This window comes from Marinobacter gelidimuriae, from assembly GCF_000372805.1.
GTDB lineage: Bacteria > Pseudomonadota > Gammaproteobacteria > Pseudomonadales > Oleiphilaceae > Marinobacter > Marinobacter gelidimuriae.
The window spans coordinates 1-25321 of sequence record NZ_KB889871.1; the positions used below are offsets into that span (position 1 = coordinate 1).

The 25321-nt window shown below is 53.8% G+C and carries 19 protein-coding genes, 1 tRNA gene and 3 pseudogenes; 8 read left to right on the forward strand and 15 right to left on the reverse strand.

Translation table 11 applies throughout. The features are described from left to right. Together A3OI_RS0104995 and A3OI_RS0105000 are read left to right on the forward strand one after the other, a co-directional pair. Positions 1–293 (forward strand): annotated as a pseudogene (locus A3OI_RS0104995) (IS5/IS1182 family transposase); the annotation flags it as partial. Between the two features lie 70 nt (positions 294–363). Then, positions 364–615 carry a DUF2442 domain-containing protein gene (locus A3OI_RS0105000; protein ID WP_018403222.1) on the forward strand — a complete coding sequence of 84 codons (252 nt, stop codon included), beginning with the start codon at positions 364–366 and terminating at the stop codon, positions 613–615. Positions 616–679: 64 nt separating this feature from the next. Here the strand turns inward: A3OI_RS0105000 and A3OI_RS0105005 are convergent, their stop codons facing one another. Continuing rightward, on the reverse strand, positions 680–1747 hold the full coding sequence (locus tag A3OI_RS0105005; protein ID WP_018403223.1) for a S41 family peptidase: 1068 nt from the start codon (positions 1745–1747) through the stop codon (positions 680–682). 241 nt (positions 1748–1988) lie between these two features. Between A3OI_RS0105005 and A3OI_RS0105010 the strand changes: the two genes are divergently transcribed. Both A3OI_RS0105010 and A3OI_RS0105015 read left to right on the forward strand, forming a co-directional pair. Next, the gene (locus A3OI_RS0105010) at positions 1989–3389 is read left to right on the forward strand and encodes an ethylbenzene dehydrogenase-related protein (RefSeq protein WP_026224008.1); all 1401 of its coding nucleotides are present in this window, start codon (positions 1989–1991) and stop codon (positions 3387–3389) included. Further along, positions 3386–3937, forward strand: a complete 552-nt coding sequence (locus A3OI_RS0105015; protein ID WP_018403225.1) for a hypothetical protein — start codon at positions 3386–3388, stop codon at positions 3935–3937. The genes A3OI_RS0105010 and A3OI_RS0105015 overlap by 4 nt, the downstream gene beginning before the upstream one ends. 123 nt (positions 3938–4060) lie before the next feature. On the opposite strand, the gene A3OI_RS23685 is transcribed toward A3OI_RS0105015, so the two are convergent. The 3 genes and pseudogenes from A3OI_RS23685 to A3OI_RS21685 all read right to left on the reverse strand — a co-directional run. Further along, the gene (locus A3OI_RS23685) at positions 4061–4240 is read right to left on the reverse strand and encodes a PLP-dependent transferase (RefSeq protein WP_228702898.1); all 180 of its coding nucleotides are present in this window, start codon (positions 4238–4240) and stop codon (positions 4061–4063) included. Further along, the gene (locus A3OI_RS23690; protein ID WP_026224009.1) at positions 4183–4371 is read right to left on the reverse strand and encodes a hypothetical protein; all 189 of its coding nucleotides are present in this window, start codon (positions 4369–4371) and stop codon (positions 4183–4185) included. Before A3OI_RS23690 ends, A3OI_RS23685 begins: the two co-directional genes overlap by 58 nt. A 28-nt stretch (positions 4372–4399) precedes the next feature. Continuing rightward, positions 4400–4531, reverse strand: a pseudogene (locus A3OI_RS21685) (helix-turn-helix domain-containing protein); the annotation flags it as partial. Between the two features lie 573 nt (positions 4532–5104). Here A3OI_RS21685 and A3OI_RS0105030 point away from each other — a divergent pair. The 4 genes and pseudogenes from A3OI_RS0105030 (at position 5105) to A3OI_RS0105040 (ending at position 7550) form a co-directional block, all read left to right on the forward strand. Beyond that, entirely contained in the window at positions 5105–5425 is a 321-nt protein-coding gene (locus A3OI_RS0105030) for an MbcA/ParS/Xre antitoxin family protein (protein WP_177313685.1), read from the forward strand. A 266-nt stretch (positions 5426–5691) separates the two neighbouring features. Continuing rightward, positions 5692–5784: pseudogene (locus A3OI_RS24250) on the forward strand (recombinase family protein); the annotation flags it as partial. Between the two features lie 88 nt (positions 5785–5872). Beyond that, the gene (locus tag A3OI_RS24255) at positions 5873–5947 is read left to right on the forward strand and encodes a hypothetical protein (RefSeq protein ID WP_267283281.1); all 75 of its coding nucleotides are present in this window, start codon (positions 5873–5875) and stop codon (positions 5945–5947) included. A gap of 592 nt (positions 5948–6539) precedes the next feature. Beyond that, a complete protein-coding gene (locus tag A3OI_RS0105040) occupies positions 6540–7550 on the forward strand; it encodes a hypothetical protein (RefSeq protein WP_018403228.1) in 1011 nt (336 codons plus the stop codon). A 76-nt stretch (positions 7551–7626) separates the two neighbouring features. Here A3OI_RS0105040 and A3OI_RS0105045 read toward each other — a convergent pair whose 3' ends face one another. The 11 genes from A3OI_RS0105045 to A3OI_RS0105095 all read right to left on the reverse strand — a co-directional run bounded on the left by A3OI_RS0105045 (position 7627) and on the right by A3OI_RS0105095 (position 25316). Continuing rightward, a complete protein-coding gene (locus A3OI_RS0105045; RefSeq protein WP_018403229.1) occupies positions 7627–8202 on the reverse strand; it encodes a recombinase family protein in 576 nt (191 codons plus the stop codon). Positions 8203–8502: 300 nt separating this feature from the next. Further along, on the reverse strand, positions 8503–10545 hold the full coding sequence (gene brxL / locus A3OI_RS0105050; protein ID WP_018403230.1) for a protease Lon-related BREX system protein BrxL: 2043 nt from the start codon (positions 10543–10545) through the stop codon (positions 8503–8505). Beyond that, a complete protein-coding gene (pglZ, locus tag A3OI_RS0105055; protein ID WP_018403231.1) occupies positions 10545–12887 on the reverse strand; it encodes a BREX-1 system phosphatase PglZ type B in 2343 nt (780 codons plus the stop codon). The genes brxL and pglZ overlap by 1 nt, the downstream gene beginning before the upstream one ends. A gap of 1 nt (position 12888) precedes the next feature. After that, positions 12889–14577, reverse strand: a complete 1689-nt coding sequence (locus tag A3OI_RS0105060) for an AIPR family protein (RefSeq protein ID WP_018403232.1) — start codon at positions 14575–14577, stop codon at positions 12889–12891. Between the two features lie 11 nt (positions 14578–14588). Further along, positions 14589–18041 (reverse strand): Eco57I restriction-modification methylase domain-containing protein, encoded by a 3453-nt coding sequence (locus A3OI_RS0105065; protein ID WP_018403233.1) that lies wholly within the window; start codon positions 18039–18041, stop codon positions 14589–14591. Positions 18042–18143: 102 nt separating this feature from the next. Next, complete coding sequence (locus tag A3OI_RS0105070; RefSeq protein WP_018403234.1) at positions 18144–19811, reverse strand: ATP-binding protein; 1668 nt, start codon at positions 19809–19811, stop codon at positions 18144–18146. A gap of 60 nt (positions 19812–19871) precedes the next feature. Further along, positions 19872–23309: a BREX system P-loop protein BrxC gene (gene brxC / locus A3OI_RS0105075; protein ID WP_018403235.1), complete on the reverse strand. Its 3438-nt coding sequence runs from the start codon at positions 23307–23309 to the stop codon at positions 19872–19874. 15 nt (positions 23310–23324) lie between these two features. Continuing rightward, the gene (locus A3OI_RS0105080; protein ID WP_007349111.1) at positions 23325–23873 is read right to left on the reverse strand and encodes a BREX protein BrxB domain-containing protein; all 549 of its coding nucleotides are present in this window, start codon (positions 23871–23873) and stop codon (positions 23325–23327) included. After that, positions 23860–24648, reverse strand: a complete 789-nt coding sequence (locus tag A3OI_RS0105085) for a hypothetical protein (protein WP_018403236.1) — start codon at positions 24646–24648, stop codon at positions 23860–23862. The genes A3OI_RS0105080 and A3OI_RS0105085 overlap by 14 nt, the downstream gene beginning before the upstream one ends. Further along, a complete protein-coding gene (locus A3OI_RS0105090) occupies positions 24641–24844 on the reverse strand; it encodes a helix-turn-helix domain-containing protein (RefSeq protein ID WP_007349113.1) in 204 nt (67 codons plus the stop codon). Before A3OI_RS0105090 ends, A3OI_RS0105085 begins: the two co-directional genes overlap by 8 nt. A gap of 395 nt (positions 24845–25239) precedes the next feature. Next, a tRNA-Pro gene (locus tag A3OI_RS0105095) sits at positions 25240–25316 on the reverse strand. Positions 25317–25321: the final 5 nt, after the last annotated feature.

Below are 25321 nucleotides of genomic sequence, written 5' to 3' on the forward strand. Positions count from 1 at the left end.
TGTCCGTGGCGAGATTTACCTTCTTGTTTCGGTCGATGGAACTCGGTGACAGTGGAAAGATTCGCGAACAGATTAAAAACAAAGGTGCCAACGCCGTGATTCCAAGAAGGTCAAATTCGGTCATCGGTAATGCGGATATGGATGGGTCGTTATATCGCCACCGTCATTTGGTGGAAAATGCGTTTGCACGCTTGACACATTTTCGTGGGCTGGCGACGCGCTATGACAAATTGAAACGCAACTATCAGAGCGGCGTCGCCATGGTTTGTGGGTTTTTATGGTTGCCGAGGTAATGAAACGTCAACAGACCCCAGGGACAGACTTAAAGTCTGTCCCTGGCAACCGGCAACAAGGATGCATGGCATGACTATTTCGCCTGAAAAAGTCTGGTTTGATGAAGACAACCTTTGGGTAATGCTGTCGGATGCGCGAACTATCGGTGCACCTTTGGCATGGTTTCCAAGCCTTCTGCACGCGGGCCCAGTGAGCCGGCAAGGTTTTGAATTGAGTGTACATGGCATTCATTGGGACGCGCTGGATGAGGATATCAGCGTAATGGGGCTCTTAGCAGGCTTCGGCGACCAAACCCGCCGCAACAGGAAAAGAGCTGCTTAGTAGTGCAAGAGGGGCAGATGTGAGCGCGACCGGGGACAGATTTGAAATCTGTCCCCATTGCCCCTTATCCGCCAACGAGCCTAAGCACCCGCTCCAGCATCGGATCTTTCCCTTCTTCACGACCCTTTCGACCAAGATATTGCAGGCGGATATGGGGCGGGATACTGACATCTTCGTACAGCTGGCCATCGTAGGCCCGGTAGATTTCGTTGGATAACGTCAGGTGCCAGCCATTTGGCAGGTGGCGCTCAAGGGTGTCGGAAAGGATTCCTTGGGTGGGCTCGCCAATATCGGCCAGCACCTTCTGCATCACGCTGTCAACAACGCTCAGGTCGGCCGCGGGCCTACCCGTCTTGCCGCTTTGACCCGCCATGGCCCGGATATTCAGGTAATCGGCGGCGTCATTGAGGTGCCCCCACACCAGTAGCCGGTTGCCGCCATGGCTAACGCCATTCCCGAGGTAGTCCTCGTGGATCACATCGTGCAGCCATTCTTTCAGATCCCCCAGATAGCTTGCGAGTTCCCGGTCATCGTTGGCATCTTCAAGCTCCTGTGTCAGCCGCTGGTAAAGTGCGGGGTGAGCGCCGGCATTGTAATGGCCCCAGGGTGTATTCAAACGGATGTGGCCATCCTTCAGCGGCCGCAGCATGGCTGCCATGGTTGCAAACAGGGTTTCTCGTGAGCTGCACGCGTTAATTTGCGGGTGATAGGTGTGGTACGCTTGGTCCCAGGCCACGCTTTTCAGTTCGAACAAGGCGTACTGCTCGTCGAACGTTCTCCAAAAGATTTTGAAGTTGTATTCCGGATCCTTCGAGGCATGGTTCCGGGTTGCAGTGGCATTCGCCGGTAATGCTTTGAGGCGCCGAAAGCCGATGCGCGCCACGCCGCTAACACGATGGGCACTGAACGCCCGCTCAGTTGCGGATACTACCAGATCTTCGTAATAATGATTGAGCTCTGCGATGGCGCCTGTATAAAGCTTCCGGCAACTGATGGTGGTTTCTTCAAACAGGGTGTATTGGTCGCTCTCTATCAGCAGTATTTTGCCGTAACCCTGAGAACGCCAGGCACCCTGGAGGTCTCTGAAAACAGGGGCCGCAGGGGAGTGGTCACGTTTTCGGCCAGTCTTCATAGAAAACTCCAGGTCCGTTTGTGCGACGCATGACGGGTCTCCCTCATTAAGATAGGATTTAATCCTACTCCATCCTGCGGAGATAATGACGGCTGCGGCGACCAAATTTAGTTCACCACTACACGCTAGGCCGCTCGCTCCAGCAGTCGGGATTCAGGTCCCGACATGACCTATGTCATATTATTCCGCCGGTTTGAGGCTACACTGAAAGTTCGCCACACCCTCTGATTCAGAAGCACATATGGCACGTCAAGACAAGACTGGCATCCCTTGGCTGGCACTAGGGCTACCCATAGCGCTCGGGCTCGCCTGGGTCACCCAGGGTAGCGGGGTGATTGAGGACGACCCGGAGCGCAATATCGCAATCCCCGATGAGCTGACCATGCCGTTGCAGGTTCAGGCTGCCTATAGCGACTCACACATCTTTTTCCGCTACCGCTGGCCCTCCGAACGCCCGCATATCCTCCATGACGTGCTGGTCTACGAGAATGGCGACTGGGTGAAAAAAGGCAGCGCAGTGCCCGGCTCCAACCCGGACGGCCTCCACGAAGATCGCGTCGCGATGATGCTCGATGACGGCAGTGTGCCAGACTTCGCCCGCTACGGTGGCTACATGACCATCGGGGCTGGGGCCGCTGGCTTCACTGACGAGGCCCCGGAAGAGGTTACCAAGTCGATGCCCGGCACTCGCATCGACCTTGGTGACTGGGCCAGCCGCCAGGCGCCGGAGACTCTCCAGGCCCAGCGCGAAGCCGGCTACTTTCTCGACCTCTGGCACTGGCGCGGCCATCGCTCCAACCCGCTGAACCTTTCCGATGACCAGTGGGTCGGCGCGGAACGCTCCGGTGACGCGGGACGCAGCCCCTACACGACCAACTGGGATGGCGATGCCGGCCAACCGCTGTGGATGCTCGATCCGGAAGTAGCCGGCCAGGCCGCCCTGCGCTGGGAGGACATCGAGGCCGGCCGGGTAGACTTCGACAGTCCCTACTTCCTGGCGGAGGACACCGCGATCGACTTCGATCCCAACCACGACTGGCAGAACGGAGATGTCATCCCACGCCGGCTCGTTCGACAGACAGAAGGCTCCCGGGGCGACATCACCGTGCTAGGTGAGGGGCGCTGGAACGATGGCTACTGGGATGTGACCCTCTCCCGCCGCCTGGATACCGGCAATCCACTGGACGACAAGATCCTACGCGACCAGGGGCTTTATGCGGCGGCCTTCTCGGTACACCGAAACGCTACCGGGGGACGCTGGCACCTCGTCTCGCTACCCGTCTCGTTGGGCCTGGGGCGTGATGCCGATCTTACGGCTATTCCGTTCCAGGGCAGGACGCCAGACTGGGCGGATGACTGGAAGGAGGTGACCCTTTTCTACCCCGGGCAGGTAAACTGGCCATTGTTGGTCAGCCGCGCCCACGCGGGCGCACCTGACATCGCCGAGGGTACCCCGGTTCGCGCCCGGCACAGCGAACGTCAGCTGGCGATCTACGGCGTAGAGATGGAGTTTAACGACGCCATCATCCGCCAGTGGATCCTGACCCTGATCGCCGGACTGATCGCCATGTTCGGCGTGATGGTCGGGTTGCTCCCAGCCTTCCGCAACACCTCCAACAACCGCAAAGGAGAACCATCATGAGCGGCTTGCACCATATGCTTGTTCACTTCCCCCTGGGCTTCTGGGCACTCGCCACTCTGATGGTCCTGATCGGCGCCCTGCTGCCCGGCCGGATGGCCGAACTCAGCCGCGCTGCCCTGTTGCCGGTGCTGGTACTGAGCCTGCTGGCCGCCCTGGTTGCCATCGCCAGCGGCCTCCTGGTCTGGCCCATCGAAGCCAGCACCTCCAGCCCCTTGGCTCGCAACCACATTCTCACGGCGCTCTGGTCACTGGGTGTCTTCACCATGTTGACCGTGCTCGTCTGGCGGGCGGGCAGCGCGGCCTTTGACGGCGCCAGGCGCTGGGTACTGCTGCTGCTGGCGTTGATCGGCATCTCAATCTTTGCCACGACCGGCACCATCGGTGGCCACTTGGTGGGGGCAACGACCCAGTTCTCCGAACTGCTGAAACTGTTCGGCTGGGACGTCTACCACACCTTCTTCGTGCCGACCTGGGTAATCGCCGTGATGGTGCTCATCGGAATCGTCTGTGCCGTTTTGGGCCTCAAGGGGCGACGGGCAGCCCTCTGATCCAACTCGAAGCACTCGAAGCGTGAACAGGCGCTTGTAGCGATAAGGGGACAGATTTGAAATCTGTCCCCCAGGAAAATCTAGAGGGGACGGATTTGAAATCCGTCCCCGGGAGTGCCTCAGCTAGTCCGCTAAACTATCCAGCGCCTGCTCCAGATCCGCAATCAAATCCCCCGCATCTTCAAGCCCCACTGACAATCGCAGTAGGCCATCGCTGATTCCCCTTTGTGCCCGGTCTTCGGGTGTCAGGCGGTAGTGGCTGGTGGCGATTGGCTGGCTGACGAGGCTTTCGACGCCGCCCAGGCTGCGGCTAGCAGGAAGACTTGCAGGTGGTCTTCGACACATTCTGCGGCTTTGCCGCCGCCGACTACATCAATGCTGAGCATGCCGCCGAAGCCGTGCATTTGTTGTTTGGCGAGTTCTGCGCTGGCCATGAAGGCGCCGGCGGTTAAGTCGCTGTGGCCGAAGATACTCGCTGACCGTGGGGCGGCTGACGCCGCAGGCCGCTGCAATCTGTCGGTTGCTCAGCCCTCGCTCCCATTTGAGGCGGAGGACTTCTTTGATCTTACGCATGGATAACCTCTTCGCAGGCATCTGGTCTTCTCCGGATGAAAAGACTCAGAGTACCGTTAAGTTATCCCGCGCCGGACGGTTTCGATGGGGTGAGTCAGGCAGCCTGCCGGGGTGGCAGCTTTGCCGTGGAATCAGTGGCAGCTTTCGCGTGGAATCAGTGGCAGGCTTCGTCTGGAATCAGTGGCAACCTTGGTCTGGAATACGCACATCACCTTTATTATTGCTCAAGAAGCGAATACACATTACGACCGGCCTACTAGATTCGCGTTGAGCCTTGTCTGGCAATCTCGTCTCGGATTTACGGTTAAGCGCTCAAATTAGGGTGCCAGAACCCTATCGGGGCAGCAAGTTTGCCTCAAAGTCCGCCATTTAACAGTTCAAAACGGTAAAATTATTTATCGCGTGATAAGCATCTGGCAAATCGGATAACTTAGGGAACTCGGGCTTAGAAGGTTGGCGTTCCAAGAGTTATATCTATCTCACGATTTACGGTCGGTGTTATTTTTATGGCGAGAGCGCTTCAGCGTCCTCAGGTTTTCTATACTGATCTCGATGGCTATATGGAGAAGGAGTAGTGTGATGTCAGGAAGCACTGTGAACCCGTCTGAGGTGCTGGCTAAAGCAATTTCGCGGGCGGCGGTTGTCTTAGACATCAACGAAAATCAGCTTGCGGCCATTTTAGGCGTTGATATAGCTTTTTTAGCCGTTGCAATTGAACCTGCGAGCTGCACAGGACTTCGGGCCCTGCAATTAATCCGAATCTACCAGCGTTTATCTGCCATCACTGGAAACGACAACGCTGCGATGTCGCAGTGGATGACGACAACCAATAGGCGATTCGACTGCAGCCCAAGAGAACTAATGCAGACTGCAGAGGGACTGGATGAGGTGACATCTTATTTAGACTCGCTATGATACGGCATCGGATAGGGAGTCCCCCATCCGATAAACACTTGCACAAAAGTTCCAGGTTTTTTCTACTCCCGCAACAATATGTAATATTCTAAGTGGCCAATGGAAATTAGTACGGTAAGTGGCAAAACCGGCTTGTTATTTTCCCGGCGTCCATAAAACGGTCGTTTTCTGGACGTCCGCTTCATAGCCTCAAAAACACCGATTTTCCTATTTTTTTGCGTCCAAGAATCACGTACAAAAAACTATGACCAGAAAAGGCTCGTTTGATGATCATAGGATATGCGCGTGTCAGTACCCAAGGCAAAAATCCGGATTTCCAATTCGATGCTCTGGAGGAAGCCCGGTGCAATCAGATGTTTCAAGAAAAGTTTACCCGCAAGCTCTGGAAGCGACCTGAGCTGTTGCAGTGCTTGATCACTCTTCGAAAGGGCGACATTCTCCGTTCTGGTGGTCTGGAAACTGGACCGGCTGGCCCGCTCACTGAAAGGTTTGGTTGAAATAGTCTGGGATCTTAATGAGTGATAGATTGACTAAAAGTCACTAGCGGAATCCATCGACCCCACCAGTTCCGGTGGCCGCTTGGGGTTCCATATCTTCGGTGCCCTGGCTGAGCTTTAACACGACTTGATTCGAGAGCGGACCATAATAATCGAACTGCAGGCCGCCCGAGGGCGAAAAAATGGCCAGGATCAGGTTGATTTAAGGGTCGGTACCTAACTCGCACTTTCAGTCCGTCGCCACTAAGCCGGCACCATTGACACTCCGACCACGGTAAGTGTTTTGCTTGAGGCTTAGGAGGTAAAAGCCGACCCGGCTCATGTTAGGAAGGCAAGCGCCCGACTGGCACAAAGACATAGGGCCAGAAGGACCCGCCCGAACACAACGCATTTATTGCTATCATGCACAGGGATTGGAAAGCGCAGAGAAACCACCCCGCCACCGTATAAAGCCTTTATTAGCCGGCACGGCCAAGCTTTACACACACGCAAACGGTGTTGTTGAGTTTCTAGGCGCACTTTACGAGAGCGCTGTGTCTCTAATGGCCCACTGAACAAACGGATCGCACAACAAGTTCGATAAGCTGCATGTCTGCAAAAAGAAAGGGAGCAAACTTTTGGCACTGATTAAATGCGGTGAATGTCAGGGCTCGGTAAGCACCACGGCGAAAACCTGCCCCCATTGCGGAGCGAAAAAACGCTATTACAAGCGCCGGCCCGGCAGCGGCCTAAGAATCCTGAAGTTCATAGGTGGCTTTTTTGTTTTGCTCATCGTACTCACTGCTCTTGGCGTGATCGGTCCCGATGCGGAGAACCGGAAACAAAACGGAAATGCTGCGACGGGTGATAATGTTGAGCAATCAGATAAGCCCGTAACCCGCTTCGAATACAGGGGGGATCAATCTATTCCCGTTTCGCTGGCCTGCCGAGCATCAGTAGCAAATGGGCTCAATAGCCCGCTGGAAGCCGTGAAGGTGATCAATAGTGGTGATCCAGCCGTGGTCGAAATTGATCTAGGAGAAAGAGGCCTCCACCGGAAAAGCTGCAAACTGGAAGGCAACAAAGTGCTCTGGAAATCACCAGATGCCGAAACCACAAGCTGGACCAGCGCCAGCGAAAGCGTTTCATTTACGTATTACCGAAACGAAGTGGAGCTTCTATCAAGGGCTTACCTGCCGGAAACTGGGACAGAAAAAATCACGATTTACACGATAAGCAGCCTGCAAAGACCTGCGATCATTGCTAACGATGATCAGCTTTCTGATACTAAGGTGCAGGCAACTACAACGGTAGAAGCCGGCAAAATTTCCGATGGCCAGATCTGCAAAGCCGCAGTAGCCACAATGTTCTTTCAGTCACCATCAATCATCTCTGTGGACAAGGCATCTGAGCCTTTCGAATTGAGTTATGTCCGGAGCGTGGACAACTCAACCTGGCGGTATCGGTGTAAGGTTGATGGTAACGAAATAATTTGGGCCGGTTGGGTCGATGGCAAATGGGGGCGTTGGCGTAACGGCCAATACGATGCGGAGATCACCTATACGAAAAATGGGACCAAGATTCAGATCTCTGAGCAATATCCTGGCAGCGAGGCGTCCTTAAAGTCTTACGACGCATCATCACTCTGAAAAAATCTGAGAACGCCTCAACTGCAGCAGGCGCTCTCATCTTGGGGGGGCTGTAAGACACAAATAATGTCCGGGGTCATTTGCTGCGCATAATCTTTTCAGTAGACGGCAACTTTTGTAAGGCACGGTAAACCGTCATTCGTGATACACCCATGTCCCTGGCAATCTGGGCCTTAGTGCTTCCGCTTGCCATCCGTTTGCAGATTTCGGCTTCGTCGACCATTTTTGGGCGGCCCTTATAAGTCCCTTTTCGCTTTGCAGCCTCAATGCCGGCAAGTTGCCTCTCCTTTATAAACGTCAGTTCCATGTCCGCGACCACGCCCAAGACAGTGATCATCATGCGACCCATTGCACCTTTCGTCGTGATATCGGGCTCAAGAATGCGCAACGATGCGCCCCGGGCATCCAGCTCATGGACCAAATTCAGCACGTCACGGGTAGAGCGACCCAGACGGTCTAGGCGATGAACGACGAGCTCATCACCTCGACGCAAGAACTCAAGCACAGTTTCTAGCTCGCCTCGCCCATCGCGCGAAGCGCCAGACACCGTCTCGGATCGAATGACTTCGCAGCCTGCGTCGGTCAGTTTTCTGATTTGAATGTCGAGATCCTGACTTGCACTGCTAACGCGTGCATATCCGATAAGGGGCATAGTGTTTTGTCACATTAGAGTGGTTAGAAAAAAGATACTGTCACAAAAATAAGTTTATACCTAATAGTGACACTTTTCCGTGTCACATCAAACCATCCCCTAAGGGTGTACTCTATTGTGACGCTTAATGCCGTTGGAATTGAATGAACGTATATCGTCGATCTAAAATACGTCGGATCGTCATAGTTAAATTGAGGCCTGAATACTCAGTACAGGGGACTACTGATATTCCGTGCAACAACCTTCTGAAAAAGACGGTAAACTCAAAATAGCGCGCTTTTCCGAGATTTTTTACACGCTTTACTCCACCATCGCCCTGATCAGAGCATCTCGGGCATCGGAGTAGAATTGGATATCAATCTTCGTAGCCATCTCGTCGGAAAGATCGAACAACTGCCTCCGGCAGGCCACAGGCATCAATAAAGCAGTTGCACCTTTCTCCACGGCTATTTCGGCAATGGTCACTGGGTTATGCACAGGCTCTACTGAGCCACCCAAATTGATTTCGCCTACAATGATCAGGCCACCACGAACGCTTTTTTTAACCAGTGCAGTGCTCAACGCCAACAGTGAGGCCATACCAAGTTTGGCTCCGGATTTTGAAGCATCAAACGCCCGTAGTTGAACGGTGAATTCGTGCTGGCGGGGATCTTTATCACCCACCAACTGAACTGACCGGGCATAGAGGTTCTGTTCGGCGTAGCCAACGCTTTCTTTGAATGCTGGCGGCACGGGCTTATTGAGAACTTTCACACCAGACCCTGGCCCTTCATTAACTTCGATCCGGTAAAGGCCTGGGTGTTCTTCTCCGGTTCCGGGAGAGATGGTCCACACTTGTCCAGGTTCCAACGGATCGTCGCCGATGCTATTTTCACTATGCAGCTCGGGTGTGGATACAAATTTCTCCACACCGTCCTCGCCCATCACATAGCTGAAGTGAGTGTTGCGAAACTCCGCAGCGCCAATACGTTTTTGCTGCTCTTTCACCCGTCGCCGGGCTTCCATAGCGATCCGCACCGCCCACTCAACATCCTCATCGGGAACCTGGCCTTCGCCGGGATACAACAGTTTCAGCAGCCCACTGATGGTCTTGTTAACCGCATTCGTGTCTCGTCCGGATAAAGCTCCGCCGAAGAACACCCGGTTCTGAATCACATTGAGGCGGCTCTGATTGCGGAGTTGGCTCCAGCATTCGGAAAGAAAGTCACTCACCAGGCCGAAATGATTGGTCAGCAGTTCCTTGCTGATTTTAGGCACATCCCAGCCCGGCAAAAAGGCATGAATACGATCCATGAAGGCGGTATCGTCCTTCATTTCCGGTGGCATGGGGCCAAACAGATGACCGATGCGTTGCTGATGTTCTACATCCACTTCGAAGTTGCCTACCAACACGATGCTGCCGTCTGCGCGGATACTTTCCTTGCCACGGCTGAACTCACCGGATTCCATGTAACCTTTCATGATGTTCACGCCATCTTTCTGGTCGAAGGAGATGCCGGAAACCTCGTCAAAACAAACGACATCGTACTGACAGACCAGCCCGCGCTGACCGTTAGAGTTGTTCACAAACATCTTGGCGACCGTCGCCTTACCGCCGGAAATCAAGTGCGCATAGGGTGAAACCTGCTGGAAAAGATGACTTTTACCAGTGCCCCGTGGGCCAAGCTCCACCAGGTTATAGTTGCGTTCCACAAAAGGCACCATACGCAACAGCATGGCATCGACCTGTCGGTTGGATAGCCCTTCAATCTCGATACCGACGGAGCGCAGCAGGAAGGTTTTCCATTCATCTGTGGTGAAACTCTTACGGGCGTCTGCCAAGGTATCCAAAACATCTCGCTTGGAGAGCTGAATCTCCCGCAAAGACTCCAGTCCAAAAGGCCGGCCCTTATTTTCCTGGGCAATAGCGGCGTCGTAGCTGAGGGTTAGTTCAGCGTAGAAACCGCCGGTCAGCATGCGCTCATGCTCATTTACCAGCTCCGGCGAAATACGAACATCGGTCAGGCGCAGGCTTGGCAATGTCGCAATATAACTGTCGGTTTTGGCATCCAGGCGAGCGGTGATCAGGTCGATGATCTTAACCTCACCATTCTCTCTAGCGCGGGCTTTGAACAGCTCCTCTTCGCCCGCCCTTACCGTGCGAGACTTGAGCTGCCGCTGAACAATCTCCAGGCCTTCATCGATCTCTTCCTGGTCGGTACTCGCGCAGTAACGCCCTAGCAGAAACTCCACCACATAGGTCGGCACCGGAAACTGGCGGCTAAACGTTCGTACCAGGTCTTTGCGCACCAGATAACCGTCTAGAGCGGCTACTGCTTTGTTATCAATATTGTCCAATTCCATCAGACATCTCCCCCGCCAATCCTTGTGTCGGTTTGAGCTACCAGAGCCCCGTTATGATCCAATAACACCACCACGGCGTTCCTGCCTTCCAGATCTTCATCTTCCACTACAACCGATACGCTACCGCTTTCTTTCAGTGATTTGGCGCTTAGCACCACGCTGCTGGCCGCTTCCCCTGCACGGGTACGCACATCCAGTTTCAATCCTTTGAACTGGCCCTCCACCGCCACTGTGCAGCGAAGGCCCTTCCAAACCACATCGGTAAACTCAATCGCCGCCTGGGATGCTGCGCCGCCGGTCACAACCAGTTGCAATGTCAAGCATTCCTGCAGGCTCAGGCCTCCATGGGCGTATTCTTCACCCTTTTTATAACAACTCACACCATCAGCAAAGGCGAAATAATGGCTTGGGTTCCAATACCAGGGGAACAAGCGCTCTTGTGTCTCCACGCCCGGTTTGAGGGCGGCACAGCGGCCCCACCTACTGTCGGCAAGTACGCTGGGTAATTGCGTTTTCGGCAAGCCCCCGGGCAACAACAGCCAGCCATGGTCCGTTACCACCCTTACACGCTTCCAGCCGGCGGCCAGTAACTCTGTAATTCGGGTTTGAACTTCCTGAAGCAGGTTGTCCAAGTGTTTAGCCAGCTTCCAGCCCCGGTCGTGGCCTTCATGATCAATGTCGCCGAACTCACACCAGGCGTAGCCCTCACCATCGCCATTATCAGTTCGATCCAGTACTCGCCAGCCCGCATCTTTAAGGAGCTTCTTGTGGTGATAGCCACCCTTCAGAGACTGGCCTGTCGCGGCCACAGCCGGCTCGAAATCAGCACTGGTATCGTCGCCTTTGATTTTGTCCCGTACTGGAGAAACGGCCACCTTGCCGGTGGCGGTCACGCTTGGCAGCGCTGTCCAAACCATCGTTTCCGCAATCTCCAGGCCAGCCGCGTCCAATCGTTCGGCCAGGCGTTTTCCGGTATCGAATCGCAAGCCATCCACAAAAAGCACACAATCGCCCTGGGTCGCCGGGAAAGGCGGCGTGCTCTGGTAAGAACCGCCCGGATAGCTGGCACCATCTACATGTTTTTGCAGGTAACGCGCCGAGTCCTCCATCCAAGGCAGATAAACGGACCGGATTGCTGTGGTCACTGCTGCGAGATCCTCTGAGCTGTTCACGTCGGCTAGCGCACGCATCACGCTGTCATCCACTTTCCAGCCCGTACTTGCATACCCGTTGGCAAGATCTGTCACTGTACCGGCCGCTAGTACCGTTTGAGCATGGTCTGCCATTAAGGCCAAGTGCTCCAACGCTAACGCCAGGGGCGCTTCGCCCAGTTCCGCCCATACCAGCGAACGCCGGCCACCATGAACTTGCTCAAGCTCCTTCAACTGCGTTCCGGCTTTATGGGCTGGCACGTTGCTTAGTGCCAGCAGATCCCGCCGCAGTTGATCTTCCTGGCTTTGATTCCACTGGGGCCAGCCACCGGCTACAGCCTCATCAGCGAACAAATCGAACGTAGGCGGCTGACACTTGCGAATCTGATCCGGTATGTGAGGATAACGGTTTGGAGCTTCACGGAAGCGATCCCACACCGCCTGCCACGGCCCTTCATGGTTCGCCAGTTTGGTACAACCAGTCAGAGCGCCGTCTTGCTGGGGGTTAAATGCCAACTGCGACTGACACACCGCAACAAAGGCCTGCCATTCGTTTTCACCACGGGCAGTCTGAAAGGCCTCACCCTGGTCCAGCCACAACAACAAATCCCGGGTCGGATCACCCCCGGTCAGCAGCGTGTTGAAATAGTCTTTATCAAGGCGTTTACCTTCGAGCAGCTCCACCTCTTCATCTAATAAGCGATATAGCGCGAGTTGCATAGCGTGGCGGCTTTCGTTATCTTGGGCCACATCGAGGCCCAGGCCACCTTGGTCCGATTTCAGATACGCCAGAATAGTCCAGTCCTTGGCGTTCACCTGAGACCAAATCACACCCTGGTACTGTAGCTCTGCCAGAGGCTTCAGTTCATCCGGGCAACTTTCCACCGCTCGAAGGTCCTGCCGGCTGACACCCGGCAAATACAAAATTGGTGCTTTGCCTTCCGGTAATTCAATGTCTTTAGCAAACCCGGAAATGGCATAACGTAGCCATATAGCAGGGCCTGTGCGCTTTTCCGGTGCGTAGTCGCCCAACACCATCAGTTCTGGCATTTCAGCCTGCAAAACGGGAATGGCTGCTTCCCATTGGTGGTCGCGGTCTGGCCAGAGGATGCAGGCGGGGGCAACTTGGATGTCTGGGTTGTAAACCGCCGCTGCTGCAAGCGCATTCTTCAAACATTCAGAAAGGCGCATATTAGAATTCCATGGCTAGCAGCCGACTAATCAAATCTCCACGCCGAAATGTCGCTGATAGTTGTTGCATTGATATCTCTTCAGTCCCATACAATGACTCAAGCGCCTTCTCAACGTCTTTGGAAGCTGCGAGAAAATAATTTTCTCCTTGGTCTTCAATTAGTCTCTTAGCCTCAGCAAAGTTTCTGTGACCCAACCCACTTAACTTTGCACCTACGTCCCTCAGAAGCCGTCTTCCCATTTGCATAGCAATAAAGCAAGAAGAATAGCGTACATGTTGAAAATCGTCCCCGTCTGGGCGCTTTCTGTGGTTTTCAGCGATCCGATAAAGCAAAACAGCGATAACAACTTGGGCTCCGTTAAGATCAGGTGTAAAAATCCTTTCATAGAGCTTCCCGAAATGTTCTCGTGTAAGAAACTTGGCTTGATGTGGAGCATGCCGCCAAACAGCCAACACTGCTTCAGCTGTCGTTCCCGATGTGATGTTAGCTGACTTTGCAGGCGTGTCCATTCTTTTTCGGCGATAGTTGTAACCAAGTTCTTTTATACTCGCTTCAAGCTGTTTTTGTTTTTGATCATTGGACCGAAGATCTTTCAGATCGACTGGATTCTGGCTATTGGTGGCGTGTGTAATTTGAAGGACAATATCTTGATTATCTTTGGGGAGCTTATAAATCCTCACCAATACCGATGCATCATTTGGCAGTGGCTTTCCTTCAGCCTGCATTTGCTCCAGCGTTTTGAAAATGGTCATACACGTTTGACCTCCATTTACAATTTGAAGGTTTTCCACTTTGACCTGAAAGTCGGAGCTCTGAAGGGCATTATATGCGAAGTCACTACAAACCAGCGTTAGTCCATTATTAAAAAAGTAGAAGTTTGTCGGATTATTCGACAAAAGCGTGGTTCGAATCCCTTCGTTAACTCTATTTCCATGCAGTCCCAGATATCGTCGGATATTACGCTCCAACAGCCGATCTCCATGCGTCTTCATCAGTGTAGCAATTTCGGTCACAGGGACTCGCCCTATACAAACACGGCTAAAGTTCATATCTTCAACTACAGCTTTACCAGTGAGACGAATAGTCTCATCTACTGGTTTTATTCGTTGAAGTATGCTTACTAAGACATCGTGATTTACGTACTCCCATTCAACTTGGTCTCCGAACCCAGCCCTATCAATCGCCCGCTGACCATCTTCCTCTTTCCATTTTAAACCGTTATTGCAGGCAATAGCGCGTACTCTGGGTATGTATCCGTCTTGTATCAAAGACCTTGCCGCCTCTACTTTAACTTTGAGACGACTATTGATCGCTCCAAGCTCAGCCCTCGGGTCAAATATATGGCGAATGGCATTAATCATGTCTTCAATGCCATTTGCAGGGAAGTTTGAATTCCCCTCAAGTTTCCTACTGTATTTCCCTTGTAAAATAGTAACGAAAAACTCCCCGTCGACCTCTTCTGTTAAGTGAATAGCATCAACACCAAAATCACCGCCACCTTCAGTCAGACAGTCAAAAGAATCTTCCGCATCAAGGTCTAGCATGGTTTTGACACAAAGATATACGAATGCAAGGGATTTAAGGCGGCTGTCATCATTGATATTGAGTTGCTCTTTGGCTTGGTCACGGATGTCTGCCATCAAACCACTCAACCGTTGGTCTATAATTGACGCGTTAATATTCATCATAAATTCCTCTTTCAATTTCGAGCAGCTTTTTTCTTATCAATCGGCAGGTGATGGTCATTAATCCGCTCACCGCCAAATGCGTGAAACCAAGGCGCAGATTCCACGTCTTTACCGCGGTCTTTGGTCCATTTGATGTTGGGTTTGTCGCGCAGGATGCCGGCGCCCTTCTTTTTTACGTCCGCTACTGTCATGAAGGGACGGATGTTTAAGCGCACGCCGTCGTTGAGGTCTGGGGTCCAGCCGATGGGTTGTTGTTTGATGGGTTTCCAGCGCACGAAAATGTCGTAAGGGGCTTCGCCTTCGAGGATCTGTTCCAGCTTTTTCTTCAGGGCTTCAGCGGCGGCGAGGCGTTCTTCGGCGCCGTCGATGCCGTTGTTCATATCCTGTTTTTGGCGGCTGATCCAGTCACCCAGGTAGGTGTAGATCAGAGTTTCCAGGTTCTTGCGATCCAGCTTATGGTAATTCACCAAGGCCGAGAAGCCGTCTGGCAAGCCGTCCCAGATTTGCCAGATGAAGGGGCGATTTTGGAACAGCTTGCAGTGCTGGGTGAAGAACTTGTCCCGGAGCCAGGTTTCCAAGGTTTTGCCAGCGTGGTCGGCCTGTTTGAGGAGTTCGGTCAATACATCGGTGGACCAAGCCTCGCCGTAGGCGGCAGCCAGCAGGTTGAGCAGGCGGTCGGCGGCGGAGGCTTCACCGCGCACCGGGGGAATGCAGACAATGCCGTCGTCATCGGCGAAGGGCAACAGGGCTTCGCAACGCTTTACCCAAGTGCGCTGTTCGTCGGCCAGTTCCATTGCCCCATCTAGTTCAGCTGGCCAGCGGTAGCCGAGTAGACGGGCTACAGCGACTTGCAGTACGGTATCATCGGTTCGAAGGGAACCTTGCGCAGTCCATTTTTGCTCTTCGTCCCAGACAACCGAACCGCATGGATGGCCGTGGGAGATCCATTGGGTGGGGTCGTTGGTGTAAGGTTTTGGTAGGCCGCTAGGGTATTTTTCTTCGGCGACTTTAGTCCAGCGATCAAGGTCGAAAGGGACTTTAACCAAAGAGTTACTGGTCACCTTCAGAGATTGATCAATTTCACGAACCGCCCTTCCGTATTCCTCTGAAGACAAGAAGGCCCATAGCGCTTTCAGGTCAGCCTCATTTTTTGGGATTACAACAGCAGAGTTATCATCGAAAATTTCTCCATCGTAAAGGGTAGTCGGCAGCATTTGCATTTGACTGATTAATACCCCTGCTTTCCCCCAAACTTTTTGTCCAGTTATCCTCGCTCCACCAATGTTGTTCATGGGGCCAAATCCATTGCACCAGTAGACAGCTCCCTGGATTCCGCCATGCGGAACTGTTTGTTTTACAGTGCTTCGAAAAGGCATCCAGTCGTCACAATTGAATGGAATCTCCCAGTAAAAGTTTTTTAACTGTGGAAGGTCCCCTGTGCTTAACCCTTCGGTCCGATCGACATGATTTTCAAGGATATCTGAAGAAAATGTGCCGTCACTTGTGCTCACTATAGAATCTGGGTTTTTCAGTTGCTGAGCTTGTGCGACACTCTTAACTTCCGATGTCAACAACTCCGCAGCTTTCTCCGCCGCTGTGCGCTGCTCGGAAACATCCACACCACGTAGCCGATTGGTCTGTTCCGCCTCACCAAACAGTCCGCCAAATGTCTGAGCGTGATTGCCTTGGCTTAGGTTAATCAGAATGGCCTTGACCACGTCGCCACTGATGGTTTCGAAAGCACCCGGCCCCAACCGGGCAATCAAATGCCAAGTGTCGTTATTCAGCAACTTCTCGCGGAATTTTTTATAGCTGGTCAGAAACAACCAGTTCTGTGGCAGCACAATGCTGGAGGTGCCGCCTTGTGCGCATAACTCCAAGCAACGGTCGAGGAAGACTGTCGCCAGATCATTTTTCGCTTCCGGGTAGTGTCGCTCGCAGTAATTTCGCAACTGGTCGCTCTGTTTGCCACGAGCCAGGTAGGGCACATTAGTAATCACCCATTGATACTGCCCGGACAACAGCATAGCCGCTTTGGCCAGTCCCTGAGCCACTACTGCAGCTTCCTGCTGGCTTTCGTCCTGTTTCGATTTCTCTGTTTCAAGCGCCTGATTCAGGGTGGCGGACAATTCATCCCACTTCACCAGTTTGGCGGCATCAGATTTGACAGGGTTAAGCAGGCTGCCCAGCACCGGCGCGTCCTTGAATGTATCGTGCATCCAATCCAGCGCAATGGTGAGGTTATGCTTGCCAAGGCCAAGCTGCTTCCATTCTTCTTTGGCAACATTGACGGACAGGCCGGTACAGGCCAGGTGCAACTCCGGCAGGGGGCGGAAACCGCCAGCACCCGGGTAGTTCCAGGCGGTCAGGGCCAACGCAAAAGCGGCCAGTTCCACACAACGTTGATCCAGTTCGAGGCCATGAATGTTCTCTCGCAGAACCGCATCCACGGCGTCCTGAGCAGATAAGTCATCACGCTCCATCCGCATGGGCACCAGCATCAGAAATGCGGCCACCAGAAAATGGCCGGAGCCGCAGCAGGGGTCCAAGGTTTTCAGGTCGGCAAGGTTTTCTGGCCAAGCGTCGAAGGTACCGGAGGCTGGAGCCCAGATCTCATCGCCCCCCTCTCCCGCTGGGATAGGGGGGACTTTAACGAACCGCAGGTATTCTAGCGGTACGCCGGGGATAGCTGCCTTCTGCCGGAGTTCCTCTTCGCTTTGGGCGTTTTTCAGGTCATCTTCCGTCAGCTTGCGGGCTGCCCACCAAGCACCGAGGCTGTTATCAAGCAGAAAGCTGACCATGTAGGGCTCGGTGAACAGCTGGGTAACGGCGGGCAGTTCCCGGGCGCCGATTTTTACTTCCGATTTATTGATGCGCTCTTTGTTGTTGGCCTGCCAGAATTGGTACACCCAGCCTAAGCTGTCGGAGGCAGTGAAGGTTTCCTGTGGCAAACCAGAGACCATTCGCTCCAGGGCTTGCTGGTGCTCTGGCGGCAGAGTGAGCTGGAACACTGGAGAATCCAGCCGGAAGATTTGCGGTAGCATCTGGGCGGCATAGCGGGCGGCCAGTTCCCAGCCGTTGGCAGCGCCTTCGTCGTCGGCCAGGTCTTCACATTCTTCCAGGGTAATGGCTACCGGCTCGTCTGGGTCCGGGTACATAAGCAGATTGTTTTCGGCCAGGAATCGAGCAAACAACATGCGGTGCCAATGCTCGTAGGCCACCTCTTCCACCAGCCGGTCCATGCACTGGACTTTGTCCCCATTCAGGGAATCCCCTAACTGGCGGCCATGGGCGCGCAGGCGGCGACGCAGTTCCCGGTCGGCATCGCTCAGGTGCGTGGCCGGTGTGGGGTCAGCTACCCCCAACTGGCCCAGCGCTGCGTGGGCGCCTTTTTCGGCGGTGTCGCGGGCGTTTTTAACGGCGCGTTCCAGTTGGTGTCTGAGGGTTTTGTTCAGTGGCTTCACTCTATTTCCTCAATAATTGGTTCAGCATTGGCTCAAGCGGCAGCATTTGAGCCAATTGTAAATTTATTGGCTCAAATATTGGCCCATGAGCCAATTCTTGCTTTATTCCTGCTCCGGAAACCAGCGTGACGCGCGCCCCTTACCCTCAAGACGAGTCAGGCCATCCTCACGTAACTTTTCCAATAACCGTTTGGCCATACTGCGGCCAACTGCTATTTCTTCGAGAATTTCAGCGATGGCCAGGCCTTGCTTCGGGTGTAGTCTGAGCAGCATCAGAATTTGTTCTCTCGGCGTTCCTGTGGTCACGAGCGGGTATTTTTTGCGGATTTTCGTTGCTAGCCGCCAGTGACTAAAAGACTCCTCACTCGCAGGTTCAGCGAGGTTACGGCGAGCCAGACTTTTACATACACTTTCTATACGGGCTTTGGTGATTTGAGTGGTAGAGGCTAGTTCACCCACATCGGCTATCAGGTTACGCCACAGATGACGAAGCACCATCAGTTCATCGACATTCAGCGGTGGCTTCGATGCGTCTGCCACCAGCGTTCGGAAATCGGCATCAAGTGGCGATTCAAGCAGTGTCACGGTCACCGACTCACCTATTTCCTGAATGAGGGGTGGCCGCTTACCCTCCATCAGAAAAGCACTGAACATGCGCGCAACCCCCAGATTACTGCGGTTAACTAGGCGCAAACGGGTCAGTGCTTCCACCAGCAGCGGATTCCGCGCGGCTGGCTGGTGATGAAGAATATTGTCTGAGGTAATCCCTGCTATGAATCCGCCGTTGTTGCTGATTTCCATGCGGTCGTTGAAGAGCTTGGTCATCACCGGCCCGGCTAATCGATAATCCGCATGGCAAAAGGCATTCATCAGGGCTTCGCGCACGGCGATTTTCGGATACTGGCTGTATTCGAAATGATAAAACCCCTGCTTTGATGTGGTCAGCAGGTTGTAAGGGTGCAGTAATGCTTCCAGTCGCTCGATAGCCTGGGGAATACTGGTGACCTTATCTTCACGCAAGTCGTAGTCCACGTCGGATATCATATGCAGGAACAACCAGTAATGACCGGGCAAATACTGGCGAATTGCAGCTTCACTACCAGCAAGCAAGATAGCCGCTTTGGTCAGTTTGCCATCAGGCAATGTCCCCAGCGCCTGAAGCAGCCGCTGGTCATCCAGGTGAAGGAGATCACCGGGAGCGTTCTCCTGCCTGGCCAGGTTTCTCAATGTTTCCATGGCCGTAGGTGAGAGCACCTGTTGCAATGTAGCACTGATGATTTCGGCACTTAAATCGGTTTCACCAGTCTCCACTGCGATTCTACGGCGAAGTGTGCCGGTTAATGGCTGGCAGTCCTTGCCAACCCGAACTGTGCCCCGACCCGCTGTGTCGGTGTAAGGAGGCAACCCAGAGTAAATTTGCATCAACAGAACACGGCCCGTGCCTTCCAGTACGGTCAGCTCTTCAAACACCGGCATGATTTTCGGATCGGTTTGGTCGTATACCGCTTTTTTTAACATATTCGCATCGATTTCCGGTGGCACTCCCGGAATGGCGTTCTTGCGCCCTTGTATGCGATCTGCAACACCAAACACCACCGTGCCACCACCACCGTTCGCCATGCATACGGCCATCTGGACAACAATTCTTACCGCTTTGTCACGGCTTTTGGTGTCCCACTGTTTGAAGTCGAGATCCTGGTCCTCCAGATCGTCGGCTATGCAATGGTCCAGCTCTGGCAGCAGTTCTTCAATATTGGCGAGGGTTCGCATGGCTTTGGCAGTCCTCTTTTTGGCGGTCTTTTTTTAGACAGTTCTTTCTTTGATTGACCGTTATTTGACCGAGACCGGGCCCTTTACCAGTGCGTTTTTGAGCTGGTCTTTCACCTCTTCAGCCCAGGTATCAATGTCTGACTCGGTTTTCAGGGTACGTCGTGGTACCGATACAAACTGGATTTCCGGTTCACACAGCTCAGCGGCGGATACCGCCACGTTATCAAAGCGGCTGGGCAGGGCGGCTACCCGGTCGGCGAACGTGGCCAGTGAATAATGGTCTAGGGTGTTCAGCACCTCGTCGGTGGACTGGACAGCTACTTTAGGTTGGTCGGCAAGGGTCAGCTTCTGCCTGGAGAGCAACTGATTGCGCTGTTCTGGTTCCAGCAGCTGCCAGTTAGCATCCGTCTCCAGGCGCTTCATGCCCTGCTTATGCCGGGCCTGGTAGTCCTGGTTCAGTGTGTTCAGGGCATCCCGCAGGCTTTGGGTCAGGCTGGCCGCCAGCGGGGTGATCGGGTCCGGGTCTTCCAGCAGTTGCCGTTGTTGTTCGATAGTGTCCACTTGGGCACGGTAGACATCGGCATCACTCAGGCCATTGGCGTGGTTTACGAGGAGCTTGAGGGTAGCCCAGCTGGGCCAGCGCTGCTGGATCCGTTCGGCAAGACTTTCCCAGCTCTCAATACTTTGAGCTAGTTCATCCCGCCGGTTATAGAGCGCCAATAGTTGTTCGTTACCGGTGGTCAGGCGAATATCATTCAGGAACTGGGTGTCCGGGCGTTCCAGCTTGGGCGCTTCGCCACCGGCTTTGTCGGCCAGTTCAGACACCTTCTGCAAAAACAGCGGCACGTGGGCCAGCTCTTCACTCTGTTTGGCTGATACGCCGACTTTCTGCAGCAGTTTGCGGATCTGGATGCGCTGCGGTGTCGTGACATTGGCCGATTCGACTTTGAAAAAGGCTTTGCCGATGCTTTTGCGTTCTAGTACGGAAGGTTCAACTGCCTGCCCGCGATCATCCTGGGCGCGAATCACCCCTGCTACCAGCAGTATCTGAAGGCCGCCATCTACAGCATCGCGCGACCACCCATAACCCGAGCCTTCAAAGTTATCGCGAATATCTGTCCCTTTTTTGCCGCCAGCAATAAAACCCAGAATGGTCTTGCACACTGGGTTCTTTGCGGGATCACCGTCGTCACCCACAGCTTTAAGGGCATCCGGCGCACCCTTTTGGGCTTTCTCGTAGGCCTTTTGCCAGCCACTATGATCAGCAATATGGAAATTAGGATACAGGCGCTGCAGGGCATTGTTCGCCGCTTCTAGCACCATCTCCTGCAAGTTATTGCCGAGGATTTCGTTACCTCCGCCTTGAAATACCCGGGCACCGGAGAAGACTTCACTGAGTAGCTCGCGGGTTTTGCCCTCTGCTGTTTGTTTGATGGTTTCCATGGCAGCTTTGGCTTCGGTGCCTTCCGGGGTATTAGGAGAGCCGCGTTTATCCAGGGTGGCACTGGACGCTTTGAAGTCGATCAGGTGGTGGCGCAGGTCGTCTGCGGAACGCTTGGGAACAAACACAAAGATCGTTGGAGACTGGTTGCCTGCCTGCCGGGCATCGGCCCGAACGGAGTTTTCATCACCACTCCAGCCATCCCTTATCCAAACGTAGATGCGCTGGCTGGCATCGTTCGGCAGTTGGGCATCAAACACCGGGTAAATATCCCGGGTAACTTTGGCTTCACCTTGCATCAATGACAGCTTGCGAGCCACATCGCCGAACATACGGCGGATTCGGTCATCGCGTTCCGCGTGAATACGATGCGCTTCGTTAGAGAGTGCTGAGCGTTGGCTGAGAAATTCGTCGGTCCAGGCGGCACTTTCTTCGGTCTGGATGCGGTATTCCTCACCCACTTTCATCAGTAGCTCGCAGTTGTCCAACAGCCCGGGCAGTTTGCTACGCAAGCTACTGCTACCATTGGAAAGGTCCTTCACGAGCAGGTCCGCCAGGGAGTCCACGTTAGCCCGGATGCCGATTTCGTTGTTTTGTCCGCCCAATTTATTGATCAGGAAAACCAGACCGCAGGCACGAGCCATCAGGCGCTGATCCTCCGAACCCTTTATCCAACTCATGGTTTTTTCATGCACCTTGCGGGGCAAGATACGAGACTGAAGCAACTTGTCGGCGGAGTCGAAGTAGAGATAGTCCGCCGGTACCACATGGCCGAGTGGGTCATCCAAGTTGGTCTTAATGACTTTGTGGATCATGCTGAGCTGGTTGCGCAACTGGCTGTCGGTACCGGTCTGGTCCAGTATTCTCAGGGTGTTTTCCCAGAAGCGCCGACGTACCGGTAGAATTGGGTAGTCTTGGGGGAAATACGACAAATCATCCTGGCGATGACCGATGGTTGTGCCGGCCAAGTGTCGGGAGATTTCCCCTAAGTTGGTTTGCAGGACTTGTTCGACAGGTGTCTTGGCTTCTGGCTTCTTGGCCAGGATGACCTGCCGGATAACCGCATCAACATCGGCATCGGACAGCTCAACGCGGATGGTGAAGCGGCCTTCGAGTTTCTTCAGGTTACTGGTGCCGGTGACGGCTGTTTGGCCGGTACCGATGAAGAGCAATTTGCCGCCAAAGTTTTTGCAGCACGCCTCTACGGCTTCTTGTACGGCGATGGAACGCTGACTGTCTTCGCCGATAAACTGCTGCACCTCGTCCAGAACGATCAATGTGAGCGGGAATTTACCGTCTTTGGTTAGTGTCTGGCGGATTGCTTTGAGCATATCGTCGCTGGAGATGTCCTGGACAAACGGATGAAGGTTATTCAGGGTTTCCACGCAGGATGTGGGCGACGAAAACAGCGCGGGCTTGGCCTGAACCAAAGCCTCATGCAGGCCTTCAGCCACGTAGAAGTTATCCAACTCTTCCTGCCACTCGTAACCTGTAGACTCGACGCTCTGGCGCACCTGGTCGTAAATACCCTCGTGCTTCAGCCACATCACGAAGCGGGCGACCGGATATTGCTCGGGCAGCCCTGCAGACTTAAATAGAATGCGCAGCAGCGCCAGTCGCACGCTGCCGCTGGCCCCAGAACCGAGGGTTCCAGATGCGGCGTGCAAGCCTCCATGGCGTTTAGCTTGGGTACTTAGTTCCTGTAAATGGTCGCGGACCCCTTGGGGCAGGTTAGCGATGCCCCGGGCAGTAGCACCGTCTTCAAACTGGCTATCGACCCACAGAGTTCGCAGCATTTTAACCAAATGGGATTTACCGGAACCGTAGAACCCGCTTACCCATACTGCTGGCTGCTGTGCCTGATCGATGTTCTTCAGGAAGGTTTCCAGAATGTGAGACATGCCCTTTTCGTACTGGCCATCGCAGACAAAGGTTTCCAGCTCATAGCGGAGCACCGTCAGGGCCTGACTGGTGGTGTCATCGTTAACAGTGGCCACCCCTTCGTTAACCAATTTGCGGGTGGTCGGATCTTTCTGATAAATCTCACGATTCTTCATGAACAGCCTCTTTCCTTAATCCTTGTCTGCGGTTATCGGCACTGCGAGATAGTTCCACCCGTCGTAACCGTCCAATAACCGGTAGTTGTTGTTTTCATAACTGCCGGGGAACAAAACTAGCAGCCGCCCCTGTACCAAGGGCGCCAGCTTATCTACAACGTCTTTGACCTTGAGAAATCCGAACAGGGAGCCAACACCTTGTACAGCTACTACGGTATTGTTGTCTGCATTCTTCTCTTTCAGAACACGCTCTAAATCGCTGACGATGTAGTCGAGGTATTTGGGCAGAACAGTGGCCAACAGGTGTGGTTTCTGGAAATAGCTCTTGGCATACCGTTGGGTACTTAGCCAGCCGGCGAAGCTGTTAGTCAGATCGAACAACGCCCAGTCGTGTCCCGACTGACGGGTGACTATTTCAAATTCGTCTACCCTGGCTCTGAGCCATCGCTCTTCGTTTTCGTTATAGACGCAGAAAATAACCCGCTGAGCGGCTGCGGCGTCATCTCGCCAGGGGATAGCAATGTGCCGTCCGTACGATTGAATCAGGCGTTTAACCCTGCTCACGCAACCACTCCTGTTCTTGCTGATTAATATGGCTGGGGAACAAGACCTCGATAACATTCCCAACCCGCTTATAGGTTATCCATCCCCTGCGGGAGGCCTGTTCGGCCAATTCAATGACTTGCTCCTTGGAGCAGTCCAGCAGCTTCGTATATTCAGTGCTGAACAAACCTTGCCCACGGGCGCCGGTTAAGTAACCTAGCAACAATGCATAGGCGGCGCTGCCCGGTGTGGGTGTAGCCCGGCTTCTTGTTTTCTTGTTTCGCCCCGTCAGGTGGCCAGATTTAGTCCAGCTGGAGTTGATGTTTTGGGCTGTGGATTTCAGAGTCGCTTTGCTGAACCGGCCTGGTTCCAGGCTGTCTAACCGTTCTTCGACCGAATCACGGGTGATGATTGAGCCTTTCGGTGCTTTGAGAATCAACGACGCACTGGTGCGAAAAATGGAGTCTCTGGCGTACGTTGCTAAAAGCGCCAGCATTGGTCTTCCTTCTTCATCGCGCTGCCAGAAATAAAGCAAGGCGCGAAAAAGCAGGTGATTCGTGTCGAGAGAATACAGCTCTGCTAAGTGTCTGTAGGTGAGGCGGCGAGTTTTACCGGAGCGTTTGCCCAGGCAGTTGTCTGCTTCTATGGCGTGCAGGTAATCGGCCTTTTTTGCCTTTGAGCGATCAACGTAGCTCAGTAGCGCTGTCAATTCATCTAGCATCATGGTTCGCGAGCTGTGGGTGCCGCCGCGCTCAAATCGAAACCCAAAACGGGCAAGCTGTTTATCGTTAGACATTGGCGCTATTTCCATCGCTTGCGCCGCGATTGCGAACCCATCCATCGACTTCGTCCTTCTTAAACTTCCATGCCCGGCCTACGCGGTGAGCAGGCATCGTTTGCTTGTCAATCCACCTGTATACCGTATCGTTGCTGACCCCCAGATACTTGGCGATTTCGCTGACTGACAACCATCGGTCGTCCAGTTCGATCATGGGTTCGTTCCCCTATTCCTGCATAGCGCCGTCCACAAGCGATTGGGCGATTGGAAAGCGCCCAAAATAATGAGCAATCAATATATAGTGCTGGTTCGCGTGCAACAACCGCATTGGCCGGTATAGGTCGGCATTGAGCTAAAATGGCAGCTTTTGAAGCGAGATCATACGCTAGCTAGTGCCTATCCATAAATGGGTGTTTTTTCAAAAAACACCCATTTATGGATAGGCACTAATTAGCGGGAACAATAAGGTGCGGAGATGCGGCACTTTGGAAATGACTTTGAATGAATTGTTGTGAATCAGAAGGCGGTGGCGGGTTTATGTACCCAACCTGTCCCCAGCCAGAAACGAAAAAGGGCCCACCCGAAGATGTGCCCTAAGTCGTTGAATTCTGGTCGGCGTGGCAGGATTCGAACCTGCGACCCCTTCGTCCCGAACGAAGTGCGCTACCAAGCTGCGCCACACGCCGATCAA

Coding starts and splice junctions, on each gene's coding strand:
- A3OI_RS0105085 (WP_018403236.1), bottom strand. CDS start 24,648: ATGTCTAACGATAAACAGCTTGCCCGTTTTGGGTTTCGATTTGAGCGC.
- brxC (WP_018403235.1), bottom strand. CDS start 23,309: ATGAAGAATCGTGAGATTTATCAGAAAGATCCGACCACCCGCAAATTG.
- A3OI_RS0105090 (WP_007349113.1), bottom strand. CDS start 24,844: ATGATCGAACTGGACGACCGATGGTTGTCAGTCAGCGAAATCGCCAAG.
- A3OI_RS0105045 (WP_018403229.1), bottom strand. CDS start 8,202: ATGCCCCTTATCGGATATGCACGCGTTAGCAGTGCAAGTCAGGATCTC.
- A3OI_RS0105015 (WP_018403225.1), top strand. CDS start 3,386: ATGAGCGGCTTGCACCATATGCTTGTTCACTTCCCCCTGGGCTTCTGG.
- A3OI_RS0105010 (WP_026224008.1), top strand. CDS start 1,989: ATGGCACGTCAAGACAAGACTGGCATCCCTTGGCTGGCACTAGGGCTA.
- pglZ (WP_018403231.1), bottom strand. CDS start 12,887: ATGCGCCTTTCTGAATGTTTGAAGAATGCGCTTGCAGCAGCGGCGGTT.
- brxL (WP_018403230.1), bottom strand. CDS start 10,545: ATGGAATTGGACAATATTGATAACAAAGCAGTAGCCGCTCTAGACGGT.
- A3OI_RS0105070 (WP_018403234.1), bottom strand. CDS start 19,811: ATGCGAACCCTCGCCAATATTGAAGAACTGCTGCCAGAGCTGGACCAT.
- A3OI_RS0105060 (WP_018403232.1), bottom strand. CDS start 14,577: ATGATGAATATTAACGCGTCAATTATAGACCAACGGTTGAGTGGTTTG.
- A3OI_RS23690 (WP_026224009.1), bottom strand. CDS start 4,371: ATGGCCAGCGCAGAACTCGCCAAACAACAAATGCACGGCTTCGGCGGC.
- A3OI_RS0105000 (WP_018403222.1), top strand. CDS start 364: ATGACTATTTCGCCTGAAAAAGTCTGGTTTGATGAAGACAACCTTTGG.
- A3OI_RS0105005 (WP_018403223.1), bottom strand. CDS start 1,747: ATGAAGACTGGCCGAAAACGTGACCACTCCCCTGCGGCCCCTGTTTTC.